The sequence below is a fragment of the Lactobacillus sp. B4005 genome, assembly GCF_026536045.1.
Classification (GTDB): domain Bacteria; phylum Bacillota; class Bacilli; order Lactobacillales; family Lactobacillaceae; genus Lactobacillus; species Lactobacillus panisapium.
Genome location: NZ_JAFNOZ010000009.1, coordinates 16,297 through 40,393, shown reverse-complemented (window position 1 = coordinate 40,393; position 24,097 = coordinate 16,297). Strand labels below are relative to the sequence as shown.

General features: G+C 38.0%; 25 protein-coding genes and 3 tRNA genes. 25 read left to right on the top strand and 3 right to left on the bottom strand.

Going from position 1 to position 24,097, the window contains the following annotated elements; genetic code table 11:
* Position 1 precedes the first annotated feature (1 nt).
* Positions 2-538 (bottom strand): TetR/AcrR family transcriptional regulator, encoded by a 537-nt coding sequence (locus J3U73_RS10515; RefSeq protein WP_267410402.1) that lies wholly within the window; start codon positions 536-538, stop codon positions 2-4.
* 769 nt (positions 539-1,307) lie between these two features.
* On the opposite strand from J3U73_RS10515, the gene J3U73_RS10510 reads away from it, so the two are divergent.
* Complete coding sequence (locus J3U73_RS10510) at positions 1,308-1,970, top strand: SLAP domain-containing protein (RefSeq protein WP_220269213.1); 663 nt, start codon at positions 1,308-1,310, stop codon at positions 1,968-1,970.
* 90 nt (positions 1,971-2,060) lie between these two features.
* Here the strand turns inward: J3U73_RS10510 and J3U73_RS10505 are convergent, their stop codons facing one another.
* Positions 2,061-2,783 (bottom strand): GntR family transcriptional regulator, encoded by a 723-nt coding sequence (locus J3U73_RS10505; protein WP_267410401.1) that lies wholly within the window; start codon positions 2,781-2,783, stop codon positions 2,061-2,063.
* Between the two features lie 183 nt (positions 2,784-2,966).
* On the opposite strand from J3U73_RS10505, the gene J3U73_RS10500 reads away from it, so the two are divergent.
* From J3U73_RS10500 to J3U73_RS10430, 15 genes are all read left to right on the top strand, one after another.
* Positions 2,967-3,962: a sugar isomerase gene (locus tag J3U73_RS10500; RefSeq protein WP_267410400.1), complete on the top strand. Its 996-nt coding sequence runs from the start codon at positions 2,967-2,969 to the stop codon at positions 3,960-3,962.
* Between the two features lie 260 nt (positions 3,963-4,222).
* Positions 4,223-4,645, top strand: a complete 423-nt coding sequence (locus J3U73_RS10495; RefSeq protein ID WP_267410399.1) for a PTS sugar transporter subunit IIA — start codon at positions 4,223-4,225, stop codon at positions 4,643-4,645.
* Positions 4,642-5,112, top strand: a complete 471-nt coding sequence (locus J3U73_RS10490; RefSeq protein WP_103753083.1) for a PTS sugar transporter subunit IIB — start codon at positions 4,642-4,644, stop codon at positions 5,110-5,112. The genes J3U73_RS10495 and J3U73_RS10490 overlap by 4 nt, the downstream gene beginning before the upstream one ends.
* A gap of 17 nt (positions 5,113-5,129) precedes the next feature.
* The gene (locus J3U73_RS10485; RefSeq protein WP_220220785.1) at positions 5,130-5,921 is read left to right on the top strand and encodes a PTS mannose/fructose/sorbose/N-acetylgalactosamine transporter subunit IIC; all 792 of its coding nucleotides are present in this window, start codon (positions 5,130-5,132) and stop codon (positions 5,919-5,921) included.
* A gap of 11 nt (positions 5,922-5,932) precedes the next feature.
* Complete coding sequence (locus J3U73_RS10480) at positions 5,933-6,769, top strand: PTS system mannose/fructose/sorbose family transporter subunit IID (RefSeq protein ID WP_103753081.1); 837 nt, start codon at positions 5,933-5,935, stop codon at positions 6,767-6,769.
* Positions 6,770-6,824: 55 nt separating this feature from the next.
* Positions 6,825-7,802 carry an SIS domain-containing protein gene (locus tag J3U73_RS10475; protein WP_220220787.1) on the top strand — a complete coding sequence of 326 codons (978 nt, stop codon included), beginning with the start codon at positions 6,825-6,827 and terminating at the stop codon, positions 7,800-7,802.
* A 402-nt stretch (positions 7,803-8,204) separates the two neighbouring features.
* The gene (locus J3U73_RS10470) at positions 8,205-8,909 is read left to right on the top strand and encodes a GntR family transcriptional regulator (RefSeq protein WP_220232803.1); all 705 of its coding nucleotides are present in this window, start codon (positions 8,205-8,207) and stop codon (positions 8,907-8,909) included.
* 224 nt (positions 8,910-9,133) lie between these two features.
* Entirely contained in the window at positions 9,134-10,192 is a 1,059-nt protein-coding gene (locus J3U73_RS10465) for an SEC10/PgrA surface exclusion domain-containing protein (RefSeq protein WP_267410398.1), read from the top strand.
* Between the two features lie 119 nt (positions 10,193-10,311).
* Positions 10,312-10,830, top strand: a complete 519-nt coding sequence (locus J3U73_RS10460; RefSeq protein ID WP_267410397.1) for a GNAT family N-acetyltransferase — start codon at positions 10,312-10,314, stop codon at positions 10,828-10,830.
* Between the two features lie 208 nt (positions 10,831-11,038).
* A tRNA-Gln gene (locus tag J3U73_RS10455) sits at positions 11,039-11,110 on the top strand.
* Positions 11,111-11,341: 231 nt separating this feature from the next.
* Positions 11,342-12,520 (top strand): aminotransferase class I/II-fold pyridoxal phosphate-dependent enzyme, encoded by a 1,179-nt coding sequence (locus tag J3U73_RS10450; RefSeq protein ID WP_267410396.1) that lies wholly within the window; start codon positions 11,342-11,344, stop codon positions 12,518-12,520.
* Between the two features lie 65 nt (positions 12,521-12,585).
* A tRNA-Tyr gene (locus J3U73_RS10445) sits at positions 12,586-12,667 on the top strand.
* Positions 12,668-12,674: 7 nt separating this feature from the next.
* Positions 12,675-12,746: transfer RNA gene (locus tag J3U73_RS10440), tRNA-Gln, on the top strand.
* Between the two features lie 152 nt (positions 12,747-12,898).
* Positions 12,899-14,014, top strand: a complete 1,116-nt coding sequence (locus J3U73_RS10435) for a hypothetical protein (protein WP_220269220.1) — start codon at positions 12,899-12,901, stop codon at positions 14,012-14,014.
* 81 nt (positions 14,015-14,095) lie between these two features.
* Positions 14,096-14,794, top strand: a complete 699-nt coding sequence (locus tag J3U73_RS10430; RefSeq protein ID WP_103753074.1) for a GntR family transcriptional regulator — start codon at positions 14,096-14,098, stop codon at positions 14,792-14,794.
* A gap of 41 nt (positions 14,795-14,835) precedes the next feature.
* Here J3U73_RS10430 and tagD read toward each other — a convergent pair whose 3' ends face one another.
* Positions 14,836-15,222: a glycerol-3-phosphate cytidylyltransferase gene (tagD, locus tag J3U73_RS10425; RefSeq protein WP_103753073.1), complete on the bottom strand. Its 387-nt coding sequence runs from the start codon at positions 15,220-15,222 to the stop codon at positions 14,836-14,838.
* A 122-nt stretch (positions 15,223-15,344) separates the two neighbouring features.
* On the opposite strand from tagD, the gene J3U73_RS10420 reads away from it, so the two are divergent.
* The 9 genes from J3U73_RS10420 to J3U73_RS10380 all read left to right on the top strand — a co-directional run bounded on the left by J3U73_RS10420 (position 15,345) and on the right by J3U73_RS10380 (position 24,097).
* Positions 15,345-16,076 (top strand): WecB/TagA/CpsF family glycosyltransferase, encoded by a 732-nt coding sequence (locus tag J3U73_RS10420; protein WP_267410395.1) that lies wholly within the window; start codon positions 15,345-15,347, stop codon positions 16,074-16,076.
* Positions 16,077-16,079: 3 nt separating this feature from the next.
* A complete protein-coding gene (locus tag J3U73_RS10415) occupies positions 16,080-17,180 on the top strand; it encodes a glycosyltransferase (RefSeq protein ID WP_267410394.1) in 1,101 nt (366 codons plus the stop codon).
* Positions 17,181-17,247: 67 nt separating this feature from the next.
* The gene (locus J3U73_RS10410) at positions 17,248-18,726 is read left to right on the top strand and encodes a nicotinate phosphoribosyltransferase (protein WP_220269224.1); all 1,479 of its coding nucleotides are present in this window, start codon (positions 17,248-17,250) and stop codon (positions 18,724-18,726) included.
* Positions 18,723-19,553, top strand: a complete 831-nt coding sequence (gene nadE, locus J3U73_RS10405) for an ammonia-dependent NAD(+) synthetase (RefSeq protein WP_267410393.1) — start codon at positions 18,723-18,725, stop codon at positions 19,551-19,553. The genes J3U73_RS10410 and nadE overlap by 4 nt, the downstream gene beginning before the upstream one ends.
* Positions 19,554-19,679: 126 nt before the next feature.
* On the top strand, positions 19,680-20,117 hold the full coding sequence (locus J3U73_RS10400) for a GNAT family N-acetyltransferase (protein WP_267410392.1): 438 nt from the start codon (positions 19,680-19,682) through the stop codon (positions 20,115-20,117).
* A 295-nt stretch (positions 20,118-20,412) separates the two neighbouring features.
* On the top strand, positions 20,413-23,055 hold the full coding sequence (gene alaS, locus J3U73_RS10395; RefSeq protein WP_267410391.1) for an alanine--tRNA ligase: 2,643 nt from the start codon (positions 20,413-20,415) through the stop codon (positions 23,053-23,055).
* 48 nt (positions 23,056-23,103) lie between these two features.
* Complete coding sequence (locus J3U73_RS10390) at positions 23,104-23,361, top strand: IreB family regulatory phosphoprotein (RefSeq protein ID WP_103753066.1); 258 nt, start codon at positions 23,104-23,106, stop codon at positions 23,359-23,361.
* The gene (gene ruvX, locus J3U73_RS10385; RefSeq protein WP_103753065.1) at positions 23,362-23,790 is read left to right on the top strand and encodes a Holliday junction resolvase RuvX; all 429 of its coding nucleotides are present in this window, start codon (positions 23,362-23,364) and stop codon (positions 23,788-23,790) included.
* Between the two features lies 1 nt (position 23,791).
* On the top strand, positions 23,792-24,097 hold the full coding sequence (locus tag J3U73_RS10380) for a DUF1292 domain-containing protein (protein ID WP_103753064.1): 306 nt from the start codon (positions 23,792-23,794) through the stop codon (positions 24,095-24,097).

Here is a 24,097-nt window from a genome sequence, read left to right as displayed (position 1 = left end):
GTTAGTTCGCCCCTTTCATTATTTCTGTTAAAGTTTTGCGTACTAGGTCGGGTTGATAAGTAGTAACTTTATTTTTAATTAAAAAGGTATATCCTTGGATAAATGACCAAATTTGAATAAAAAAGTCTTGATTATTCATATTAGAGTTAGTGTTAATTTGATCAATTAATTGTAGTAATTTATGTAAAAAAGGATAAGTAAGATCTTTTTGCTTTAGAGCGATAATAGATTGGTCATTAAAAAACAGAAATTCCATCTTATTTGGGTGTTTTTGCATTTGATTGACAAAATAATCAGCAATTTGTAACAGCTGTTCAGTAGGTGAACTGCTGTTAAAGTCAATTGCTTCAATAAACTCCTGTGATAATTCTTGGGCTACTGCTTTAAATAAATCGTCTTTATCTTTAAAGTGTTTATAAAAGGCTCCTGTCGTTAGATTAAGCGCAGCCGTAAGTTTACGCAAAGATAAATTTTGATAGCCATTCTTATCAATTACTTGTATAGCCCGTAAAATTAATTGGTCTTTAGTATGGTTCATAGCAATTTTCTCCTAATAACAGTGTTACCTTTTAACTTATGATAACACTGTTACCCAAATCGAACGAATAAAATTGTTAATGCTAAAAAATTCAGCATTGAAGATACTGAAGATGCTATTGCTGATTACTTTAATCCTTTTTGCATGGTTGGCGTTCTGAACCGTGATCAGCACATGACACACATTTCAGACAATATTTGGGTAAAGAAAAAAGCTTCTTTATATGAGAAGCTTTACTGCATCAAATTAAGAGAACTTAATCTGCAATTTTTTTAGCATTTGCTAATGCCTTCATGATTGATGGGTTCTTTAAGTGACAATCCTTAATCATTTGAATGTCTTTTTCGTCTAATTCAACAGTATATTTACTCATAATTAGTTTCCTTTCTCCAAAATATAATTTAACTATAGCATTTTGGATCAAGGAATGAAAAGCCGGACTAGAAGTTTTTCATTTTTGTTGCAAATTACTAATTCGTCTAGACCATTTGCTTGGTACAAACGGACGTTCTTGTATTTAGCAAAGTTAGTGTAATTAGTTGCTATGATAGGGAATTATTAAATGCTGTTTGTTGTAATAAATATGTTACAAATATGACAAGCAATTTTTACTAAGTAACTTTTTCTTAAAAATCGAGTGATCACTTTGTTATGGTTCTGAAATTTTTACGCTGTAGTATGTATACAGTCAAATTGATTAGTAAGGACTTTACTTGTTAGTTTGATATAGAAAAAAAGATAGGGTTTTTTTATTAAGGAGAGATATTTTTTGAAGGTAAAATCTATCTTAGCTAAAACGGCGGCAGTAGCAGCTGTATCCATTACTGGTGTAGTTGCAATGAACAGTGAAAATCAGGAAACTGTTCACGCTGCAACAGTAGAAAATGATGCAGAAGTCGTGACTGTTAACTATGTTGATGGTAACTCAATCCGCGTTTGGAACAGCTATAAGACTCCTGAAGCTACTGGGCAAATTTTACCAAGTAATTCTTCATGGAAAGTTATTAAAACTGCTTATGATAAAAATGGTCACAAGTGGTATGACTTGGGTAAGAATCAATGGGTAAAAGCTGAGTATGTTAACAAAGGTTATTACCCAGAAAACGCTTCTAATCAAGAAGCAGTAGTTGCTGATAACAGTGCTGCAAATACAGCTAGCACAAATGTTTCTTACAATGCTACTACTCAAAATTATGCTGGTGGTTCTGATTCTGAATCTTCTGCTAAGGCATGGATTGCAAATCGTGAATCAGGCGGCTCATACAGTGCTCAAAACGGCCAATACATTGGTAAATACCAACTTTCAGCTTCATACCTTAACGGTGACTACTCTGCTGCAAACCAAGAACGTGTTGCCAACAGTTACGTTGCTAACCGGTATGGTTCATGGTCAGCTGCTAAGGCCTTTTGGCAAGCAAATGGCTGGTACTAATCGCCTGAAATAGATAATAAATATAAATAACAACTTAATAAGTAAAAAGGGTCTAGTCAATTCGACTAGGCCCTTTTTTGGTAGTTAATTTTAATGATCAATGGCATAAGTGAACTTGTCACTGCGCAAAACTTGTTGCGAAATGTGCATTGGCAAGTTGTGGTTATCATACACAAAGTCTTTAATTTGCATTAAGGCTGTTTTTTCGTCTACGTTTAATAAGAAAGATTCTTCTCTAGTGGCAAAAGTAATTTTAAAAGTTTTTTTGCCTGTGCTTGGAGATACCATGAAGTTCTTTTTCAATAGTTGGTATAACGGCGAATCAAGATCAGCCTTTTCAATCCCGGCAAATTTAGGTGGCAGCCAAATCCACTCAACGCAGAAAGGCATCTCATCAATGTATCTTAACCGTTTAATTTCAATTAATTGCTCATCGTCTTGTAGTTGCAAAAAACTTCTTTGCTCAGGTTGACCTGGGACTTCCTGAACGCTAATTAGCCGAGTAGACATCGTCTTTCCGGCTTTTTTTACGCTATCAGTGAGACTAGAAAAATGATGATTCTGTGTTTTGACCTCGTTACCCTGATCTGAAACATAAGTTCCTTTTCCCGGTAATTTAATCAAAATATTTTGATCAGACAATAGTTTTAAAGCTTTACGCACAGTAGTCCTGCTTAATTTGAATTCCTCTTGCAAAGTCATTTCTGAGGGGATGGCGTGACCTTCTCGATACTTTTTGTCATCAATGCGTTTTTTGATAATATCCGCTAAATGAATATAAAGGGGCGTATGTCCTTCTTCTTTTTCTAACATAAATCTGCCTATACCTTAATTAGTTTATTAATATTATAGCAAAAGATGTTTACTTAAGCACAGGTGTTAGTTTTTATTTGTTAAAAATAAATACATGTATTATATTTTTGGCCTTTACTTTTTAAATAAAGCGCTTTATTATGATAATTAAAAGATACAGGTATCATTTGAAGGGAGGAAAAGATGAAAATAGAAGAAGAAGTGAAAAAGGTAGTCAAGCAGGCGATAGCAAAGATAGCAAAGCACGGCAAGATTAAACAAATTTTGTGGGTAGGAGCTGGTGGCTCATTTGGTGGCTTTTATGCAGCTAATTATTTTTTGCAACAAGAAGCAAAAAACATTTTTACCGCAATGTATACCAGTGGTGAATTTATTTATGCAGCCCCGAAAAATCTGGACCAAAACACCTTAGTAGTTTTGTGTTCAATGAGAGGTACTAAGGAAACAATTGCTGCTTCCCAAATTGCACAAAATGCGGGCGCAACCACAATCTCCTTATATGTGGAAAAATCAGCACTATTAGACTACTCTGACTACCAAATTAAGTATGAGAGTTTGGCACTTGATGAAAGTAGGATTGAACGAGTTAATAGCAGTATTGGTCTATGTATTGCTATGAATGTATTAAATGAAGTTGAAGGCTATGATAATTATGCTGCTGCGATGGCGGCTTTTGCCGATTTAGATCCAATTTACCGCAGGGCGGTCGAATACACGACTCCTTTAGCCAAAAAATGGGCAGAATTAAATAAAAAGCAAAGGACAATCTACGTTATTGCTAGCGGGCCCGCCTATGGAGCTGCTTATATCTTCTCGATTTGTAATTTAGAAGAAATGCTGCAGTTGAATTCACCCACCATTCACAGCTACGAGTACTTCAATGGACCATTTGAAGTGACCGATAAGGGAAAATCAATTTTTCAATTGCTCGCTACTGGAAAAACGCGTCCAGAGGATGAACGTGCTTTAAGATTTGAACAAAGATTTGCTGGGGAGAAATTATACGTATTAGATGGTAAAGAAATTGGCCTAGATGATCTCCCAGAAAAGATTGCCCCATATTTTAACCATTCAATTTTTTCTTCTATCTTAAATAACGTTTATATGAGGGAACTATCATATACAACACATGAAAGTTATCTGACTCGGCGCTATATGTGGAAAGAAGAGTATAAGTAATGCTGCTAATTGCTGCAGCCCTTAACAAGAGCGCAGCTTTTGGCAGAATACCCTTAAGATTGATCAATAATTAAAAATCTCATTAAAAAGCAATGACACCGCTTTAAAATGATAATTATGCAAAAATAATTTAATTATTTTCAAAGAAAAGCTTTACAGAATTTAGGCATTATAATATTATTTAGATATACGTGTTAATACATCATACTTTTAGAAAAGACATTTTAGAATATTTGATTTTTGATTAGGGGTGAAAAGAAGTGAAAATAATTTTAGTTAGTCACGGCAAGCTTGCAAAAGGCATGAAGGATACAGTTGAGATGATTGCTGGTAAGCAAGACAATCTTGAGGCGTATGAAGCTTATGGCAGTGGTTCCGAAGACGAAGGTTTTATTACCGAAGTCAGACAATCTGTTGCTGCAATTAAAGAGGACAAAGTTATTGTTGTGACGGATGTATTGGGTGGATCTGTTAATAATGAAATGAGCCAGTTATTAAAAGATCACCATAACTTAACGCTTTTGACTGGCATGAATTTACCTCTGATTATTACTTTAGTTACCACAGTGAATGCGCAGGATAGTGAAGATGCTATTTTGGAGGCAATTGCCGAAGGACAGAAGGGAGTTTTATCAGTTAATAAGTTAATGAGCGAAGATGATGATGAAGGAGATTTATTATGATAAAGGTAATTAGGGTTGATCACCGTTTATTGCACGGACAGGTAATATTTTCGTGGACCAAGTTTGCAAATATTGAGCGCGTAATCGTAATTGACACAGCCACTGCTAAAGATGATTTTAAGAAAATGTCGTTAAAGTTAGCTAAACCAGAAGATGTTCGCTTAAACGTTTTTAGTGTCGATGCTGCAATTGCTAAAATCGATCAAATCAAGGCCTTGAAAGATAACATTATGTTGATCTTTGAAAATGTCACTGAATTGAGTAAATTTATTGATCAATTCGGACCAGTTGAAGAAATTAACTATGGCTTAATTCCAGCAAAGCCTGATGCCAAGCGCTTTAGCAATGCTGTTTACTTGACGCCTGAAGAGGTTAAATTATCAAAAAAGATGTGTGATCAAGGAATAAAGATTTCAATGCAACAGGTTCCTTCATCTAATAAAGAGCTTCTAAATAATGTTATTTAGAAAGAAAGGCTAGAAAAATGTTTTGGAAAGCATTAATCGTCGGACTAATTGGTGTTTTTGCCATGTTCGACTCAAGACTTCTTGGACGTGAAAATTTTGAACAACCATTAATCATCAGTACCCTAGTGGGATTGGCATTAGGAGATCCTGCCAAAGGACTAATGGTTGGTGCCACACTGCAATTAGTATCAATGGGGATTGTGGCTGTTGGAGCCGCTGTTCCCCCTGACATGGTTCTGGGCTCAGTTGTAGCCTCAGCTTTTGCGATTTTATCGCATACAAGTGCTCAAGCGGCACTAACTGTGGCTTTGCCAGTTGCGGTTTTAGGTCAATTGGTTGCTATTGTCGTCAGAATGCTGTTTTCTTCATTTAACTCGTTAGTTGAAAAAGCAATTGATGATGGCAAATTTAGAAAAGCTCGTAGTTATCATATCGTCTATGGTCCAATTATTTATGGCTTGCTTTATTTCATTCCAATCTTTTTTGCAATCTACCTAGGAACCGACGCAGTTACCGCATTGGTAAAAATGATTCCTGCTTGGTTGACAAACGGCTTGACCTTAGCAAGTAAAATTTTGCCAGCATACGGATTTGCGTTACTAATGTCAACCATGATTGATAAGAAAAATGCTGTTTACTTATTCTTAGGTTTCTTTATTGCGGCATACGGTAAGATGTCGGTAATCAGTGTTGCTATTTTTGCAGTGATTTTAGTAATTATCCTGAATAAGTTTATGAATAATAATGGTAATAACGATTCTGGCTCTTCTGCCAAAGATGATAGCCTAGATGATTTGGAAGAATTATAGGAGTAAAAATTATGGCTGAACAAAAACACACAAGTAAGCAATTACGTCATAAATTTTGGCAATTCTTCTGGCGGTCATGGGCCATTCAAACTTCGTGGAACTATGAGCGGCAGATGAACATGGGCTTTATGTATGGCATGGCGCCAACAATTGATGAGATTTATGGTGAAAAACCGGATAGCCCAGAAAAATTACAGAAGAAGAAAGAGGCCTATCACCGGCATATGGCATTCTTCAACTGTACTCCGCAGTTAACCTCGTTTGTTTTAGGTTTATCTTCGGCAATGGAAGAAGAATATGCTGAAAATCCTGATACCTTTGATCCGGAGTCAATCAACAGTGTAAAGACTTCATTGATGGGGCCATTGTCAGGAATTGGTGATTCCTTTTTCCAAGGAACAATAAAGATTATTGCCTTTGGGTTAGGAGTTAATATGGCCCAGCAAGGCAATATCTTTGGTCCAATCTTGGCAATGATAATTTCCATCATTCCGTCCGCTGCTGTTACTTATTGGGGCGGCAAATGGGGCTATCTGCAAGGAAAGAAGAATATCCAAAAGCTGATTGGCAACGGAACGATTAACCGCATTATGTCATTGATGAATGTGGTTGGTTTGATGGTAATTGGGGCCATGATCGCCACAATGATTGGGATTACGACGCCGATTAAATTTGGTAAAACTTTTGTTTTACAAACGACGTTGGATTCGATTTTCCCACAGATGCTGTCCTTGGCCTTTACCTTTGGCATGTTTTACCTAATCAAGAAAAAGGTTAATACCGCTTGGATTATGGTGATCTGTATTGTCGGCGGTATCTTGCTGAGTGTATTAGGAATTTTTAACTAAATATTGGTAACCAGTTATTTAAAATTTGATTTTATTGATAGGAGAAAAAATTATTATGGATTTTGAAAAAGTTAAGGCAATTGTTAGTGATATCAAGTCAAAGCAACCTAACATTGACAGGGTTTTGTTTGTTGGCTGTGGTGCTTCAATGGCTGATTTGTATCCAGGCTACTACTTTATTTCTCATGAAAGCACTAAGTTATTGTCTGCGATTTATACTGCCAATGAATTTAACTATGATACGCCAAAGGGTGTTGGTGAAAATACCATTGTCATCACAGCATCACTTGGTGGTACTACACCGGAATCAGTTGCTGCTACTAAGAAGGCCAGAGAGCTTGGTACCCATGTCGTAACTTTATCAATGGCAGAAGATTCACCTATTATTAAGGAAACTGAATATAAGGTAGTTCACGGCTTCCACGAAAACTATGCTGCTAAAACTGAAAAGATGACCTATTGCTTGGCTTTGGCAGTCGAGATTGTGCAAGAATTTGAAGGCTATGAATTCTACGATGAAGCTTTGGATGCATTCAAAGGGATGCCAGATTTGATTGAGAATGCGGTTAAGTCAGTTGGACCAATGGCAAAAGAATTTGGTGAAAAATACCGAGACGAAAAAACAATTTATGTTTTGAGTAGCGGTGCTTCACTTGGTGTAGCATACTCAACTGCTTCGTTCTTATTCATGGAAATGCAGTGGATTGCTGCCCCAACAGTTCATACTGGTGAATATTTCCACGGACCATTTGAACTTACAGAAAAAGACGCACCATACTTGTTATTCATGAATGATGGCAAAACTCGTCATTTAGACGCCCGCGCATTGACCTTCTTGCAAAGATTTGATGCACAAATCACTAATATTGATGCCAAAGATTATGGCTTAAATGAAGTGGCTAGTGAGAATGTGATTGACTACTTCAACCCAATGATTCACACCGGCGTAATGCGTGTCTTTGCTGAAGAATTAGCTAAGGCAAGAAAACATCCGTTAACTAAGCGTCGCTATATGTGGAAGTTGACTTATTAATTAAGTTAATTGAGCAATTTTAAGTGATTAGAAAAGGATCCTATGAAAAGTAGAATCCTTTTTTATTACAAATTTTATTTTAACTGATATAGTAAAATGACTTTAACTAGTAGGATAACTTTTGATTATCGGCAATTAAAAGCATACCGCCTACTAATTTTGCTGGAACAAGCTGTTAAAATGAAAGAATGGCTCGCTAGTTTAATAGCTGAATTGTTAGTTTCTATGCTATTAAGGTTAATATGAAAGCTATTTGCGCATAAAGTTGTAGCGTACTTTAATTTGATTTTGTTTTATACTGTTCATAATAAAAAGAAACAAATTAACTGGATAGATAGAAAAGTTTTTGGATAACTAATGCCGTTGGGGCAAAGTAAAGAATGATATAGGTAGTGGTGACTTTTGAAAGAGACAGGTTCGTTATATTCTCAGGTAATGGAGAAAATCAGACAAAAAATTATTACTGGTGAATACCCCGTTAACAGTAAACTGCCAAATGAGTTTGAGCTAAGTGAACAATTTGCAGTTAGCCGGGTTACTTTGCGTAAAGCAATTAAGGGACTAGCTGAAGACGGCTTAGTCGAAAAAATTCAGGGAGTTGGGACGTTTGTCCGCAAACCGCAAAAAGTAAAAAGAATTATTAGTTCACCGGCAGCTGAAAGTTTTTCTCAGATTGCCAAAAAAGAGGGTTTTAAGGCAAGCGTTGAGGTAATCAAGGTTAAGGAAGTAGAAACGCCACCTAAGTTACGCAAAATTCTGGAAACTAAGCATTCGTTGTTTATTGAAAGGGTTCACTCTGTCAATGACGAACCAATTATGTTGGAGTGCAATTATTTCCCATTACCACGTTTTGCTGGGTTAGCAAAAGAAGACCTAAGTCAGTCTTTGTACCAAATTTTGCAAGATAACTACCAAATTGCCAAGTTGAATTCTCGCGACTTGATTATTAGTGTTGCACTAGCCAGTTTGAGCGAAGCCAAATTTTTAAAGAAATCGATTGGCTTCCCGCTACTTCTTTTGCAAGTCTGTATTGAAGATGAGCATAATAATGTTGTTCATGCTGGGGAACAGTATATTATCTCCGACAGATATGAATTTCACGTATAATTAGCTTGTTAATCGACCAATATGGTTAAAGGGTGTATTGTAAGTAATGATTAAATTCCAACAAATGCTTCTGGCACTACACCTAATTTATTTGCTTTAACGGTTGAATTGTCTAATTTTGTTATTTTGAGTGGAAAAATTAATTGGCATTAAATTCTAAATAGATTTAGAATGACATATAAAGCCATCAGAGCCAATCAGTAAATACTCTTGAGGGAAGATAAATGAAAAAAAGCAAATTAGCTATTGCCATTATTAATGTTATTTTTTTGACAACTATTCCTGCGCTTGTACTGTATGAACCTACACCAGTTTCAGCAGCTACAGTTAAAGGTTTTGTCAAAACAAAGAAAAATAAAAAAGTCCGGCTTTATAAGCTTTCTGGAAAGCATTCCAATTATTATGCCAGTCCTAAGTATCAATACCCATATAGCAGTAAAAAGAAGATTGGTAAAAAGAAGCTAACAGCTTATAAGATAGGTAATAATTCACATTGGCTTTTAGCTAAGGATGCTAAAGTTATTAAAACGATTAAGCCAAATGTCAATGTTCAAGCTACAATGAAATTGCCAGCGGGTTATACCAGAGCTGAATTGCTTCAGGCTTATCAAGGGAATCCATCTAAGGAGTTTATTGATGCCTCAATGAGCGGGATGGATACTAATGATTTTAGTCGGATTAAAAACGGTGAAACCAAGGCCGATGATCAAACTATCGTTGATTTAAGCCAGCTTACGCCGGAACAAACCGATACTTTAACGACCTTTTCTCTGCGTCTGATCAATCAGGCTCGCAATGACTTGGGGTTAGATCCTTGGCGCGATAGTATTGGTGCGCGCAAATTGGCTCAAGATATTGCGACTGAATATGCGGTAAATAAGAAGACCATTCGCGATAGTCATTATGTCCCAGGCATCGTTCGTGCATGTAAAGCCAATGGCCTAGATTTAAATGATAATTACGTTGAAGACATGGCCGGCTTTTATAATCAAAATAATACGATGACAATGACTGAACTTAAAAAGAGCGTCTATTTTGGCTTAAAGCAAATGATGTTCGGCTATACTGGCAGTGGCGAGCAAGGACGAAAGCAGCGCAGTAATTACCAGGAATGGGAACATGCCGGCGACTTGTTTAATACGCAAGGCTCGCTTCACGATGGCGATTATAATTACTATGGTTTCAGCATCTCGCATACTGATGACATTTGTTCAATGCATTTTATTAGCGTACCGACTTATATTGCTAAGAATAAAAAGTATAATACTGGTTTTAAACCTTAAATAAATAATTTTTAGTTTTGAGACAGCTGCAAGAGGCTGTCTTTTTTGTCCTATTTTTTACTGCTAAAAAGAAATAATTGCGCTAAAATTAACCTTATTATTAAAGTGAGGATTTATGCATGGCAATTTATATTCGATTAGCGCAAGAAAGTGATTTAACGCAAATAATGGCAATTATTAATGAAGCAAAGCAATTGCTGAAAAGTGATGGTATCCCGCAATGGCAAAATGGTCGCCCGAATGAGCAAATTTTACTGGATGACATTGTCAAAAAGCGGGCATATTGTTTAATGGTTGATCAAGCAGTTGCTGGTATTGCTGTTTTGCAAACTAGTATTGAGCCTAGCTATGCTGCGATAGACGGCGAGTGGCAAAATGAAACCGATCAGTATGCCACTATCCACCGGATTGCGATTTCGGCTAAATTTCGTGGACAGCGTTTAGGACAAATATTTATTTCTAACTTAATTTCTCGTGGCCTGTTTTTAGGAATACCCAATTTCCGCATTGACACTCATGCAGTTAATCTCCGGATGCAGGCGCTGATTAAATCTGCTGGCTTTAAATATCGCGGCGTTATTCGCATCGATCAAACAAAAGATGGGCTCAGAAATGCCTATGAACTAAACTTAGTTTAAAAGTTTTAGTTACTGTGCCACGTAAAAATTTGCGCTAATTAATTAGGGCAAAATAGGACTTTGTTTTAACTAATTAAGGAAATGCAATATTTGCTTATGCGACCGCATGTGAGCTCAAATCAGAAAAAATAAATTTTTCTCTTGACTTGCGCACGACATTTTTCTATACTATTAAATGTTGAGCGGCCAAGTAAAAGCTCAATTGCATTGGGTTATAGCCAAGCGGTAAGGCACTAGTTTTTGGTACTAGTATGCGCTGGTTCGAATCCAGCTAACCCAATTGTTCTTACGAACACCCAACCCAAGAAAGACAGTTCATTAAGTTGAGCTGTCTTTTTTTGCCGTAAATTATTACTGGGTGCCGGGAGTAATTGGCTTGATTAGCCTTTGTAAATAAGTACATGATTAATTAAAGTGACTAAAATGAATTAGATATTAAAAAAATATGGTAGAAAATAGTTTTTATTAAATGTATAATTAACAAAAATGAAAAGGAAAGTTTGGTGAAAAAATGGTTGATTTAATAAAGTACACGAGAAAGGGCTTAGCAGACGCACCCTCGAATCCAATTTTGAAGTTTTCGGATTATGCCAGCAAGATTCCTGATGTAGTCAAGTTTACCTTAGGCGAACCTGATTTTAATACACCGGATCATATTAAAAATGCTGCCAAGAAAGGGATTGATGAAAATCACTCCCATTATGCACCGTCAAACGGAACAATAGGCTTACGCAAAGCGGCGGCAGACTTTTTGGCGCAAAAATATGGGCAAAAGTATGACCCAGAAACTGAAGTGCTGGTTACAAATGGCGTAACGGAATCGATTTTTGATACGGTTTGCGCTTGCTTGAATCCGGGAGACATTATGGTGGTTCCGACTCCAATATTTCCGCTCTATATGTCTGATGTCAATATTTTAAATGATGGTGCTAAAATCGTTACGATTGATACTTCAAAAGATGGTTTTAAGTTAACGCCAGCTAAGTTGCAAGCAGTTCTTGATGAATACGGTGACAAAGTACGGATGTTGGTCATGAATTATCCGACAAATCCGACTGGGGTAATGTATAGCCAAGAAGAGCTTGACGCCATCGCAGATGTGATTCGGGACAAACCAATCTTTGCCTTATGTGATGAAATATATAGTGAACTGAATTATGATCAGCCTCATGCTTCAATGGAAAAATCTCTGCATGACCAGGTAGTTCTGATGAACGGTGTGTCCAAAGCTTGGGCAATGACCGGGTATCGAATCGGAATTGTTTGTGCACCGCAGGCTATTTTGGAGCAAATTGCTAAGGTTCACCAAACCATCGTGACTACTGAGCCAACGCCAATGCAGGACGCTGCTGAGGAAGCCTTCAAAAATGGTATGAATGATTCTGAACCAATGAAGCGTGAATTTCAAAAACGGCGAGATGTTTTGTACCAGGGCTTAACCGATATTGGCTTTGAATGTGCAAAACCGCAAGGGGCTTTCTATATTTTTGCTAAAATTCCAGCAGGATTAGAACAAGACGATTCTAAATTTATCTATGATTTGGTTGATAAAGCACACGTTGCTGTGACTGCGGGCTCAAGTTTTGCTTTGGGCGGCCAAGGCTATATTCGCTTTTCTTATGCTGTCAGCATGGATCAGATCAATGAAGGCTTGCGCCGAATTAAAAAATACGTTGAAGAAAATAAGTAAATAATTTCGCAAATTTTTGCTTGCAATTACGCATGTTTTTAGTTAAGATAATTAACGTGCGTAACGGAGGAGTAGCGAAGTGGCTAAACGCGGCGGTCTGTAAAACCGCTCTCTCTGAGTTCGGCGGTTCGAATCCACCCTCCTCCATTATCACTGGGTTATAGCCAAGCGGTAAGGCACTAGTTTTTGGTACTAGTATGCGCTGGTTCGAATCCAGCTAACCCAATAAAAATTATCGAAAAAAGGCAGCTTTTGGGTTGTCTTTTTATTTTTCTAAAGTTTTTCCTGTGAATTGCGTCAATTAAACTTACCATTTAACTAATTAGTCTAAAAAATAGTACAATAAAGGCTAGTTTACTTTTATAAGAAGGGAATTTTATGTCGAGACTAGTTAACGTTGGTGCTGGAGGCGGCGAAATCAGTTGGCATGAAGCCCTCAAGGACTTACGTGCAGATGACGTTTTATTGCTGGAGCCAGGTTTTTATGAATTACCTGCAAAAACCTTGTTTTCCAACATTACGATTAAAGGCACTGGCAGTTTGCCAGAAGACACCACAATTCTAGGTTGTGTCAACTTAGCCACCGACAGTCAATTTGTTAATTTAGAAAATTTATGTATTAACACTAACAATGATTCTAATAGTTTATATGTACCGACAGAAGCTAATACATATTTAACGCTGCGAAATTGCGTTATTAAAGGTTTTGGCACGGATACGGCGGCAGTAGCTATTAATGGCAAGGCCACCTTGGAGTTATATTCAACGGTAATTTTAAATGGCTCTGTTTCAATTTATGCTGATGCTGATTTTCGGTTAGAAATGAATGATTCCTCAATTGAGCATGTTTCTGAAGAATTTGGTGCTCTAGCAATTGAGGGCCACGGGACGGCAATTATCAATAACTCGCGTGTTTACGGCAGTATTGATACCTTTACTAAAACAAATGCAGAGGTCGATTTAAACAATTCAATTGCTGATTCAATGCTCTTGCAAGGGCAGGTTTGGTTAAATATGCTTAACAGCAAGCTTTTGTCTACTGATGATACCTGCATGTATATTACGGAAGAAACATGGGTTAACATTGTTGGCAGTAATTTTAATGGGGGCATTTATCTTGATCAAAAACCGCACGTAATTGTGCAAAACTGTCAGATTAATCGCTTAATTGCTGTCAATGACGCAGTCATTACGCTTAGTAATTCAGTTATTATTAATCACGCCGATTTTCAAGACCACGTTAAATGTACTGCGCGACGCACTACTTTTAATGGTGGTGCTGATTACCAATATTTCTTGGCATTAGGTGATTATGCACTTCTTGAAGGGCACGATTTAATTTTAAATTCTAACGGTGCTGATCTAGCCGTTAAAGACCAAGCTCAAATGCGTGCTAGTGTGATTGCTAGCAGTGATTCTTCGATTACAGTTGAATGCGGTCAAAAAGCTGATATTCGTCTTTTAGGAATGAAGTGGACCACTAAGAAAAAATAAGCTAAAAAAATAAATTTAATAAAGCTTGTGCAAGGTAGACCAATTTGGATTATAATAAGAATTATCGTTGGAGGTGTACTAATGGAAGAGCCGATGTATATAAAAATTCATAATCAGATTAAACGTGAAATTGAAAATCACGTTTATCAAGTTGGTAGCCGGATACCGGCTGAACGACAACTTGCACTAAAGTTTGGGGTTTCAAGAATGACCTTACGCCAGGCTATTAAAACGCTGGAAGATGAGGGTATTTTAGAACAACGCCTTGGCAGCGGCACTTACGTGGCAAATCAAAAAGTCCAAGAGAAAATGTCGGGGATTATGTCTTTTACTGATATTACTCATGCTAACGGTCAGACACCTTCAAGTAAGTTGATTTCTTATCGTTTTGGTAAGCCATCTTTATCAGAAACTGAACGGTTAAATTTAAAAGATGACCAGGAGGTTTTGCGGATGGAGCGAATTCGCTATGCTGATAATGTTCCAATCTGCTATGAAGTGGTTACCATCCCACAAGAGTTGATTAGTAAAATTTCTAAGGCTGACATTTCTTCGCACTTGTATCAGGCCCTTGAAAAGAATGGTTATCAAATTGGTCGTGTTACTGAACATATTTCGGCAGCTGTAGCCAACGAAAATTCTGCGCGGCTGCTTGATGCCAAAAAGGGCGAGGCCCTAATAACACGTTTGCAGGTAACCGAGCTGTCAACAGGGCAGCCATTTGAATATACGCGTGCAAGTTATGTGGCCGATCGCTTTGAATTCACTTTTTCCAAATAAAAAACTCTGAACTGGTTAATATCAACTAGTTCAGAGTCTTTTTATTTCAGGTCCTTTTTGATTTTAGTGGTTGAAATTCCCGGAGTGCGGGGCAGGTACACGACATCGCAAACTGATTTCAGAAAATCGAATTTACCTTGCCAGTCACTGCCCATAACAAAAGTATCAATATGATACTTAGTGATATCCGTCACCTTTTGGTCCCAATCTTCTTCGGGAATCACTTCGTCTACATAGCGAATAGCCTCAAGAATAAACTTGCGTTCAGCATAATTATTATATGATTCTTTGTGTTTTTGAAATTCATTAAATTCATCGGTTGAAAGGCCAACGATTAGGTAATCACCTAATTCACGTGCACGCTTAAGTAAACGAACATGACCATAATGCAATAAATCAAATGTGCCGTAAGTAATAACTTTTTTCATATTTGGTGCTCCTATTGCTTTGACGATTTAATATTATCATATTTGTAGAAAAGGTAAAACATATCCCGTATTAACTAATAGTCTGCTAAAATAAAGTTAATTAACCACGAGAGGAGATTATCATGGATAAAGTAGATGTTTTAGGTGTTGATTTTGATAACAAAAGTTTTCATCAATTTCAAAACGAATTTATCGGGCGAATCAATGTTCACCAGTCAACATTTGTGGTTACTGCTAATCCTGAGATTGTGCTGGCAGCCAACGAAAATCCTGAATTCATGAAAATTTTAAACTATGATGCGGACTATATTACTCCTGATGGAATAGGAATTATTAAAGCTGCTAATATACTGGGTACACCGTTAAAGGAACGAGTTACTGGCTATGATTTATTTACTTGGTTAATGAAACTAGCCAATGACCGTAGCCTTCGCGTCTACTTAATCGGAGCAAAGCCAAACGTTATCCATGCAATTCAAGCTAAAATAGCCCATGAATATACTGATATTCAACTAGTCGGAGCGGAGGATGGTTATTTCAAAGAAGATTTGGAAGTAATAGCCTACCAAATTGAACGCGCTGAGCCTGACTTAGTATTTGCTGCGTTAGGATCACCACGCCAAGAGCAGTTATTAGCACTTTTACGCCGTAATCTGCTCCCAGCCTTAATGATGGGAGTTGGCGGTAGTTTCGATGTCTTTTCGGGTATGGCTAAACGTGCGCCACAATTATGGCAAAGAGCTCATCTTGAATGGTTTTACCGTTTGCTTAAAGAGCCATCGCGGTTTAAGCGTGTGAGCAAGTTGCCAAGATTTATGCTTGATGTTCATCAAGCTAAAAAGGAAAAGAAATAAAACATGAAAGTTCTGCATGTCAATGCTGGTCTTGAATCTGGCGGTGGGTTGACCCATATTATCAATTTACTAAAAGAAGCCAAAATCGAAAAAAAGGATTTTACATTGTTATGCTTAGCGGATGGACCAGTTGCTAAGGCCGCTCAAGAAACAAAAATAAATTATCATGTTTTGGGGGTAAAGAGTCGCTATGATTTTACCAGTCTTCGCCGCTTATCCGACTTTATCAACCATGGTAATTTTGACATTGTGCATACTCATGGACCGCGAGCTAACCTCTATTTAGCTTTAATTAAGGGAAAAATCACGGCGAAGTGGTGCGTTACCGTCCATTCTGATCCCTATTTAGACTTCAAGGGGCGAGGTTTTTTAGGCAAAGTCTTTACCCGCCAAAATATTCGTGCGCTCAAAAAAGCTGATTGTATTTTTGCGATAACCAAAAGATTTGCCGACTTAATCACTACCAAAGCTGGCATTTCGGCCGCTAAAGTGCATGTAATTTATAACGGTACTTTTTTCCATGATGATTCAGCCATTCCGGCTAAATATGAGCACCCGCATTTTAACATTGTTAATGTTGCCCGCTTAGAAAAAGTAAAGGGGCAAGAATTGCTTTTGCAGGCACTAAAGAAGCTCGACAATGGCAATGTTCACTTGTATATCGCAGGTGATGGAACCCAAAAACGGTCTTTGCAAGAGTTAACGCAAAAATTGGAGTTGGGTCCACAGGTAACTTTTCAGGGCTTTATGACTCATAAGCAGTTGAAGCATCTCTACCGGCGAATGGATCTTGCGGTTCTAACTTCTTATTCTGAAAGTTTCCCCTTAGTCCTTTTGGAAGCAAGTGATAATCTTTTACCTATTTTATCGACTGATGTGGGTGACATTGAAATGATGATACCTGACAAACGCCATGGCTTCATCGCTAACACGGGCGATGTGGCATCGATTACGGCGGCACTGCAAGCAGCAGTTAATACTCCTAAAGAAGAACTTAAGCAGATGGCATTTTGTGAAAAAGCTTATGTTGCGGATAACTTCTCTTTGAATAAACAATTGTCTAGTATTCTTACCGTCTATCAGTCCTTAATAAAAGGTGACTAAATTGTTTAAACTTGCTTAAATGTTTATAATTAAACCAAAACTATTATAGATAAGTTAAGAGGACATAATGTTTTACCAAGAATTAGATCAAGATGATTCCTTGACCTTACATACAGATTTGTATGAAATTAATATGATGTATACCTACTTTAAAAAAGGGATTTCCGAACGTAATGCCGTTTTTGAAGCTTATTATCGCAAAGAGCCATTTGGCAACGGCTACTCGGTTTTTGCCGGTCTTGAGCACGTGATTTTATATCTCCAAAACCTGCATTTTAAGGAAAGCGATTTGAAGTATCTTAAAGATGAAGTAGGTTATGATGATGACTTCATCGATTATTTACGTAATTTCAAATTGCAACTAACTGTTCGCTCAATGAGTGAAGGCGAAATTGTTTTTGCTAATGAACCACTTATTCAAGTGGAAGGCCCGTTAGCACAATGTCAATTGGTTGAAACAGCAATTTTAAATATTATTAATTACCAAATTCTTTTAGCAACTAAGGCAGCGCGGGTGAAGCTGGCTGTTCAGGGCGATGGCGTCATGGAATTTGGAACGAGAAGAGCCCAGGAAACAGATGCTGCATTATGGGGAACAAGAGCGGCTTATATCGGCGGTTTTGATTCAACAAGCAATGTTCGTGCCGGTAAGTTATTTGGAATCCCTGTTTCTGGAACCCATGCGCACTCTTTAGTTGAGGCTTTTGGCAGCGAATACGAAGCCTTTAAGGCCTATGCCGAAACTCATCATGATTGTGTCTTTTTGGTCGACACCTATGACACAGTCAGAAGCGGCGTTCCAAATGCAATTCGGGTAGCCGATGAAATGGGGGATAAAATCAATTTCCAAGGTGTCAGGATTGATTCGGGTGACATGGCTTATATCTCTAAGCAGGTAAGACATGAACTAGATAACGCTGGTTATCCTGATGCCAAGATTTATGCGTCTAATGACTTGGATGAAACGACAATTACTAGTTTAAAAATGCAGGGAGCTAAAATCGACGTTTGGGGAATTGGTACTAAGTATATAACAGCTTACGACCAGCCGGCTTTGGGTGCAGTTTATAAATTGGTTTCAATTGAGAATGATCAGCACCAAATGCGTGACACATTAAAGATTTCTTCTAATGCGGTTAAGGTTTCCACCCCAGGTAAAAAACAGGTTTGGCGGATATCTGCTAATACTGAAAAGAAAAATGAGGGTGACTGGATTGCCCGTGCTGGTGTCGACCCGCGGAAATTTGATTCGCTCTATATGTTTCATCCGCAATATAACTACATTAATAAGATAGTGACAGATTACACGGCTCAGCCGCTGCTTCACGATATTTTTGTAAATGGTAAATTAGTATACGAAAAACCAAAATTAATTGATATTAAGAAGTTCTGTGCTGCTAACTTAGATGGTCTATGGGATGAATACAAGCGAAGTCTGAATCCGCAAGAATACCCAGTGGATCTTTCTCAGGATTTATATGACAGTAAGATGAATATGATTCAGGACATTCGTAGTCAAATCAATAAAGGAGAAACTACTCGATGAGACCATTACAAAAAGAAATTATTGCTTATGAACACGTCTTGCCTAAAATAGATCCACAAAAGGAAATTAGACGGTCAGTTGATTTTTTGAAAAACTATTTAAAGGCTAACCCATTTTTAAAAACCTACGTATTGGGGATTTCTGGTGGTCAGGACTCGACTTTAACCGGTAAACTGTGTCAAATGGCCATTACCGAAATGCGGAAAGAAAACGGAGATCAGTCTTATCAATTTATTGCGGTTCGCTTACCCTATGGCGTGCAAGCCGATGCTGCTGATGCCGCTGATGCGGTTGCTTTTCAACAGCCTGATCAAGATTTAATTGTCAACATCAAGCCTGCTGTTGATGCTATGGTTGCTAGTTTAACTGCTGCTGGCGAAAAAATTTCGGATTTTAACAAGGGCAATATCAAGGCCCGTGAAAGAATGGTTGTACAATACGCAATCGCTGGTGCCAACAACGGTGCAGTCGTTGGCACTGACCATGCTGCAGAGAATTTTAGTGGCTTTTATACTAAGTACGGTGATGGTGCAGCCGATTTAACCCCATTGTTCCGTCTGGATAAACGGCAAGGCAAACAGATGCTGCAAGAATTAAATTGCCCTGAGCATTTGTATCTGAAAGCACCAACTGCTGATTTGGAAGAAGAACAACCTGCTCTTCCAGATGAAACGGCTCTGGGCGTTCGTTATCAAGATGTTGATGACTATCTTGAAGGGCGTGAAGTTTCGGAAGAAGCTGCAGAACGAATTGAAGACTTGTGGCGTAAAAGTGAACATAAGAGACGGCTGCCAGTAACCGTTTTTGACGATTTTTATCTTAAGTAAAGAAACAAAGAAGCTTATTAAAGCTTCTTTTCTTTTTCCTTAATGTTATTGACAGTTTGCTGATACCGGACGTAAATTGGGTGTAATGATATTGGTAATTAAAAATAAGCTTAGGAGGAAAACAAGATGATTCGATCTGCACAGGAAAGCGACGCGGAACAAATTCAAAAAATTAATCAAGAACAGCTTGGGTACGATTATCCTGTGGCCAAAACGGCTGCCAATCTCAAACGGCTACTTGCTGATCAAGAGCACCACCTTATTCTCGTTTATGTTGACGATACATCTAAGAAGGTAATTGGCTATATTCATGTCGAACTATTTGAGGAACTTTATTTTGCCCCAATGTATAATATTTTGGCGTTAGCTGTTAGCCCACTGGCACAGCATCAAGGAATTGGTTCCAAGTTAATGACTGAGGTTGAGCACATTGCACAAAAAACTGGTATTACTGAAATTAGGCTAAGTTCTGGGGAGGAACGAACCGGTGCGCACAAATTCTATGAGCATTTGGGTTACACCTACCTTAAAAAGCAAAAACGCTTTGGGAAAAAGTTGGGATAAATTATTTAAATAAATATGCATACAGCCGTAATCAAACTTAACTGCTTATTGACAAAGATAAGCCAAGTAGTACAATTGTTTTTGACTTAAGATATGTTTTTTAGGCTAATCAATCAAAGAGAGAATCGGTTGCTGAGAAAGATTTATTGATTACTTAAAAAATGCTCCTTACGTTTTTATATAATAAAGATTATTAAGAGGTAACAAGCACTGTTGCAATTGAGGTGGTACCGCGTTTTAGGCGTCCTTAAAGATAGCAATGGTGTTTTTTATTTTGACAAAAGGGAGAAAATTAATGAAGAAACTGACAAGTTCTGAATTTAGACAAATGTTTTTAGACTTCTTTAAACAGCATGGTCACATGGTCTTGCCTAGTCAGTCACTAATTCCACAAGATGATCCAACTCTTCTTTGGATTAACTCTGGTGTGGCGACAATGAAGAAATATTTTGACGGTTCCGTTGTGCCGAAGAATCACAGAATCACAAGTTCGCAAAAATCAATCCGGACAAATGATATTGAAAATGTCGGTAAAACGGCGCGACACCAAACTTTCTTTGAAATGCTTGGCAACTTTTCTGTAGGTGATTACTTTAAAAAAGAAGCAATTACTTGGGCTTGGGAATTTTTGACCAGTCCTGATTGGCTTGATTTTGATCCGCAAAAATTATACTGTACCGTTTATCCTAAGGATACCGAAGCCCAAAAGATTTGGCTTGAAGTCGGAATGCCGGAAGATCATATTGTCAAACTTGAAGAAAACTTTTGGGATATTGGGGAAGGTCCTTGTGGTCCCGATTCCGAAATTTTTTATGATCGTGGGCAAGAAAATAATGATGTGGCCGAAGATGATCCTGAAAACTTCCCTGGTGGGGAAAACGCGCGTTACCTTGAAATTTGGAACATTGTTTTCTCACAATACAACCACTTGGCAAATGGTCAATATGTTGATCAGCCCCATAAGAATATTGATACCGGTATGGGATTAGAGCGTGTCTTGTCAATTTTGCAAGATGCTCCAACCAATTTTGAAACAGACCTCTTCTTACCAATTATCCATGAAACAGAAAAAATGACTGCCAATAAGAAGTATGGCGAAAATAAGGCAGATACAACTGCTTTTAAAATCATTGCTGATCACGTAAGAACAGTTAGTTTCGCAATTGCCGATGGCGCTTTGCCTTCCAACACAGGACGTGGCTATGTTTTACGGCGGTTAATCAGACGGGCAGATTTAAATGGTCAACGGTTAGGAATTAAAGGCGCATTTTTGTATAAATTGGTTCCAGTAGTCGGCAAGATTATGGAAAGCCATTACCCTGAAGTCACAGACCAGAAGAGCTTTATCGCTAAGGTAATCAAGAACGAGGAAGAAAGATTTCAATTGACGCTTGATTCCGGCTTGAGCTTATTAGACAATTTAATTCAAGCTGCGAAAAAGGATCATGATAAAACAATTGCGGGTAAGGATGCGTTCAAGCTCTTTGATACTTACGGCTTTCCGTATGAATTAACCTTTGAGACCGCTCAAGATGCAGGCTTAAAAGTTGATAAAAAGGGCTTTGATGCAGAAATGAAGGCACAAAAAGATCGTGCCCGTAAGGCTCGTGGTAATCTGCAATCCATGGGTGCACAAGATGAAACCCTGATGAACTTAAAGGATAAGTCAGAGTTTGAATATGGTGTCTATGAAGAAAAGCACGCTAAGCTAATCGACATTATTGTTGATGATAAGTTAGTTGATAAAGCCGATGGCGAGCAGGCTACGTTAATTTTTGACAAGACCCCATTTTACGCTGAACGCGGTGGCCAAGTGGCTGATCACGGTGATATCTACAACCATGATGGTGATTTGGTAGCTAAAGTAACAGACGTGCAACATGCACCAAACGACCAAAACATGCACTTTGTTGATGTTATTTTGCCACTGGAAAAAGGACAAGAATATACCTTAAAGATTGACCGCGTCCGTCGTGAAGGCCTGCGTCATTCACATACCGCAACGCACTTGCTACACGCCGCTTTACGGAGTGTGCTCGGTGAACATACCCACCAAGCAGGAAGTTTAGTTGAACCAGATTTTCTCCGCTTTGACTTTACTGCCGTTGAGCCAATGACTCCTAAAGAACTTAAGTCAGTTGAAAACATGGTTAACCAAAAGATTTGGGAAGCAATTGATGTTAAAACGACTATTACTGATCCCGAAAGCGGAAAAGAAATGGGCGCTTTGGCTTTGTTTGATGGCAAATATGGCGATCAGGTTCGGGTAGTTCAAGTTAGTGATTTCTCCATTGAATTTTGTGGGGGAACGCACTGTGCTAATACCAACCAAATCGGTATTTTTAAGATTACCTCGGAATCAGCTATCGGAGCCGGCTTAAGACGAATTGAAGCTGTAATGTCGAAGAAGGCTTATGAATACTTAGCTAACCGTTCAGAATTACTGGATGAGATTCAAGCTAAAGTAAAATCGACTAAACCGCAAGATATTTTGGATAAGGTTGACAGTCTAGAACAAGACTTGCATGATAGTCAAAAGCAAGTAGAAGAACTTAATTCTAAGATTAATCAGATTAAAGCCGGAGCAATTTTTAATAACGTTGAACAAGCCGGTGACTTAACGGTTATCGCTCAAAAAGCTGATGTTAACGGCATGAATGACTTACGTGAACTTGCAGATACGTGGAAGAGCGGTAATAAGTCAGATGTCTTAGTTTTAGCTGCTGGAAAAGATGGCAAAGCAAACATGATTATTAGCTTGAATCAAAAAGCTCTTGATCACGGTTTAAAGGCTGGCGATTTAATTAAACAAGTTGCCCCAATCTTCGGTGGTGGCGGCGGTGGCCGTCCAAACATGGCTCAAGCTGGTGGTAAAAAACCTGAGTGTCTTGACGAGGCGATTAAGCAAGTTCTCACACTAGTTTCAAATAATAAATAATTGAGTTTATCCTGCTTTTCAAGTAAAATTAAGCAAGGAGGAATAATTATGAGTTCGCTAGATAAGACAATGCATTTTGACTTTAATGAAAATAAAGGCAAAAATGTTTATGATACTCTGCAAGATGTTTACAATGCCCTTGAAGAAAAAGGGTATAATCCCGTTAATCAGATTGTTGGTTACTTATTGTCTGGTGATCCGGCTTATATTCCACGGCATAATGACGCTCGTAATTTGATTTTAAAGCACGAACGTGATGAAATTATTGAAGAGCTTGTTAAAAGTTATCTTGGAAAAAACAAATAGATGAGACTGCTTGGTTTAGATGTTGGATCAAAAACTGTTGGTGTGGCTGTTAGCGATGAGCTAGGCATAACCGCCCAAAAGGTCACAACAATTCCAATTGATGAAACACGATTTAATTTTGGCATGCGCCCACTGAAAAAAATTGTCCGTGAATACGATCCAGATGGTTTTGTCTTGGGTTTGCCCAAAAATATGGATGGCTCATCTGGAGCATCTGTTGCTCGCAGTAAGGCATACGGTAAAAGGCTGAAAGATAAATTCGGATTGCCCGTTTATTATTCTGATGAACGATTAACGACAGTTGAATCAAGTCGTGTTTTGGTCGAAGAAGCCGGAATTCATGATCGGCACAAGCGTAAGAAAGTAATCGACCAAATGGCCGCGGTTTTGATTTTGCAGAATTATTTAGACTTAAACCGAAAGGATTAATATGACACAAGAAGTTCACGGTGATGACCGTCAAATTACCTTAGTTGATGATCAAGGTAATGAAGAATTATACGAAATTTTATTCACATTTCATTCAGATGACTATGATAAGTCGTACGTTTTGCTTTATCCTGCTTCAGCTGGTGAGGATGAAGAAATTGAGGTTCTTGCTTTTAGTTATGATGCAGACGATGCAGGCGATGTAACCAGCAGTGATTTGCACGAAATTGAGGCAGACGATGAATGGAACATGGTTCAAGGAGTTTTAAATACCTTCTTGGATGATGATCGCTTAAGTGGTGAATAA

What these genes read in the sequence shown, in the direction of transcription:
- alaS (WP_267410391.1), top strand. Translation starts at nt 20,413, where the DNA reads ATGAAGAAACTGACAAGTTCTGAATTTAGACAAATGTTTTTAGACTTC.
- J3U73_RS10400 (WP_267410392.1), top strand. Translation starts at nt 19,680, where the DNA reads ATGATTCGATCTGCACAGGAAAGCGACGCGGAACAAATTCAAAAAATT.
- J3U73_RS10490 (WP_103753083.1), top strand. Translation starts at nt 4,642, where the DNA reads ATGATAAAGGTAATTAGGGTTGATCACCGTTTATTGCACGGACAGGTA.
- J3U73_RS10515 (WP_267410402.1), bottom strand. Translation starts at nt 538, where the DNA reads ATGAACCATACTAAAGACCAATTAATTTTACGGGCTATACAAGTAATT.
- tagD (WP_103753073.1), bottom strand. Translation starts at nt 15,222, where the DNA reads ATGAAAAAAGTTATTACTTACGGCACATTTGATTTATTGCATTATGGT.
- J3U73_RS10485 (WP_220220785.1), top strand. Translation starts at nt 5,130, where the DNA reads ATGTTTTGGAAAGCATTAATCGTCGGACTAATTGGTGTTTTTGCCATG.
- J3U73_RS10500 (WP_267410400.1), top strand. Translation starts at nt 2,967, where the DNA reads ATGAAAATAGAAGAAGAAGTGAAAAAGGTAGTCAAGCAGGCGATAGCA.
- J3U73_RS10415 (WP_267410394.1), top strand. Translation starts at nt 16,080, where the DNA reads ATGAAAGTTCTGCATGTCAATGCTGGTCTTGAATCTGGCGGTGGGTTG.
- J3U73_RS10390 (WP_103753066.1), top strand. Translation starts at nt 23,104, where the DNA reads ATGAGTTCGCTAGATAAGACAATGCATTTTGACTTTAATGAAAATAAA.
- J3U73_RS10380 (WP_103753064.1), top strand. Translation starts at nt 23,792, where the DNA reads ATGACACAAGAAGTTCACGGTGATGACCGTCAAATTACCTTAGTTGAT.
- nadE (WP_267410393.1), top strand. Translation starts at nt 18,723, where the DNA reads ATGAGACCATTACAAAAAGAAATTATTGCTTATGAACACGTCTTGCCT.
- J3U73_RS10465 (WP_267410398.1), top strand. Translation starts at nt 9,134, where the DNA reads ATGAAAAAAAGCAAATTAGCTATTGCCATTATTAATGTTATTTTTTTG.
- J3U73_RS10430 (WP_103753074.1), top strand. Translation starts at nt 14,096, where the DNA reads ATGGAAGAGCCGATGTATATAAAAATTCATAATCAGATTAAACGTGAA.
- J3U73_RS10435 (WP_220269220.1), top strand. Translation starts at nt 12,899, where the DNA reads ATGTCGAGACTAGTTAACGTTGGTGCTGGAGGCGGCGAAATCAGTTGG.
- J3U73_RS10475 (WP_220220787.1), top strand. Translation starts at nt 6,825, where the DNA reads ATGGATTTTGAAAAAGTTAAGGCAATTGTTAGTGATATCAAGTCAAAG.
- J3U73_RS10450 (WP_267410396.1), top strand. Translation starts at nt 11,342, where the DNA reads ATGGTTGATTTAATAAAGTACACGAGAAAGGGCTTAGCAGACGCACCC.
- J3U73_RS10460 (WP_267410397.1), top strand. Translation starts at nt 10,312, where the DNA reads ATGGCAATTTATATTCGATTAGCGCAAGAAAGTGATTTAACGCAAATA.
- ruvX (WP_103753065.1), top strand. Translation starts at nt 23,362, where the DNA reads ATGAGACTGCTTGGTTTAGATGTTGGATCAAAAACTGTTGGTGTGGCT.
- J3U73_RS10505 (WP_267410401.1), bottom strand. Translation starts at nt 2,783, where the DNA reads ATGTTAGAAAAAGAAGAAGGACATACGCCCCTTTATATTCATTTAGCG.
- J3U73_RS10420 (WP_267410395.1), top strand. Translation starts at nt 15,345, where the DNA reads ATGGATAAAGTAGATGTTTTAGGTGTTGATTTTGATAACAAAAGTTTT.
- J3U73_RS10480 (WP_103753081.1), top strand. Translation starts at nt 5,933, where the DNA reads ATGGCTGAACAAAAACACACAAGTAAGCAATTACGTCATAAATTTTGG.
- J3U73_RS10410 (WP_220269224.1), top strand. Translation starts at nt 17,248, where the DNA reads ATGTTTTACCAAGAATTAGATCAAGATGATTCCTTGACCTTACATACA.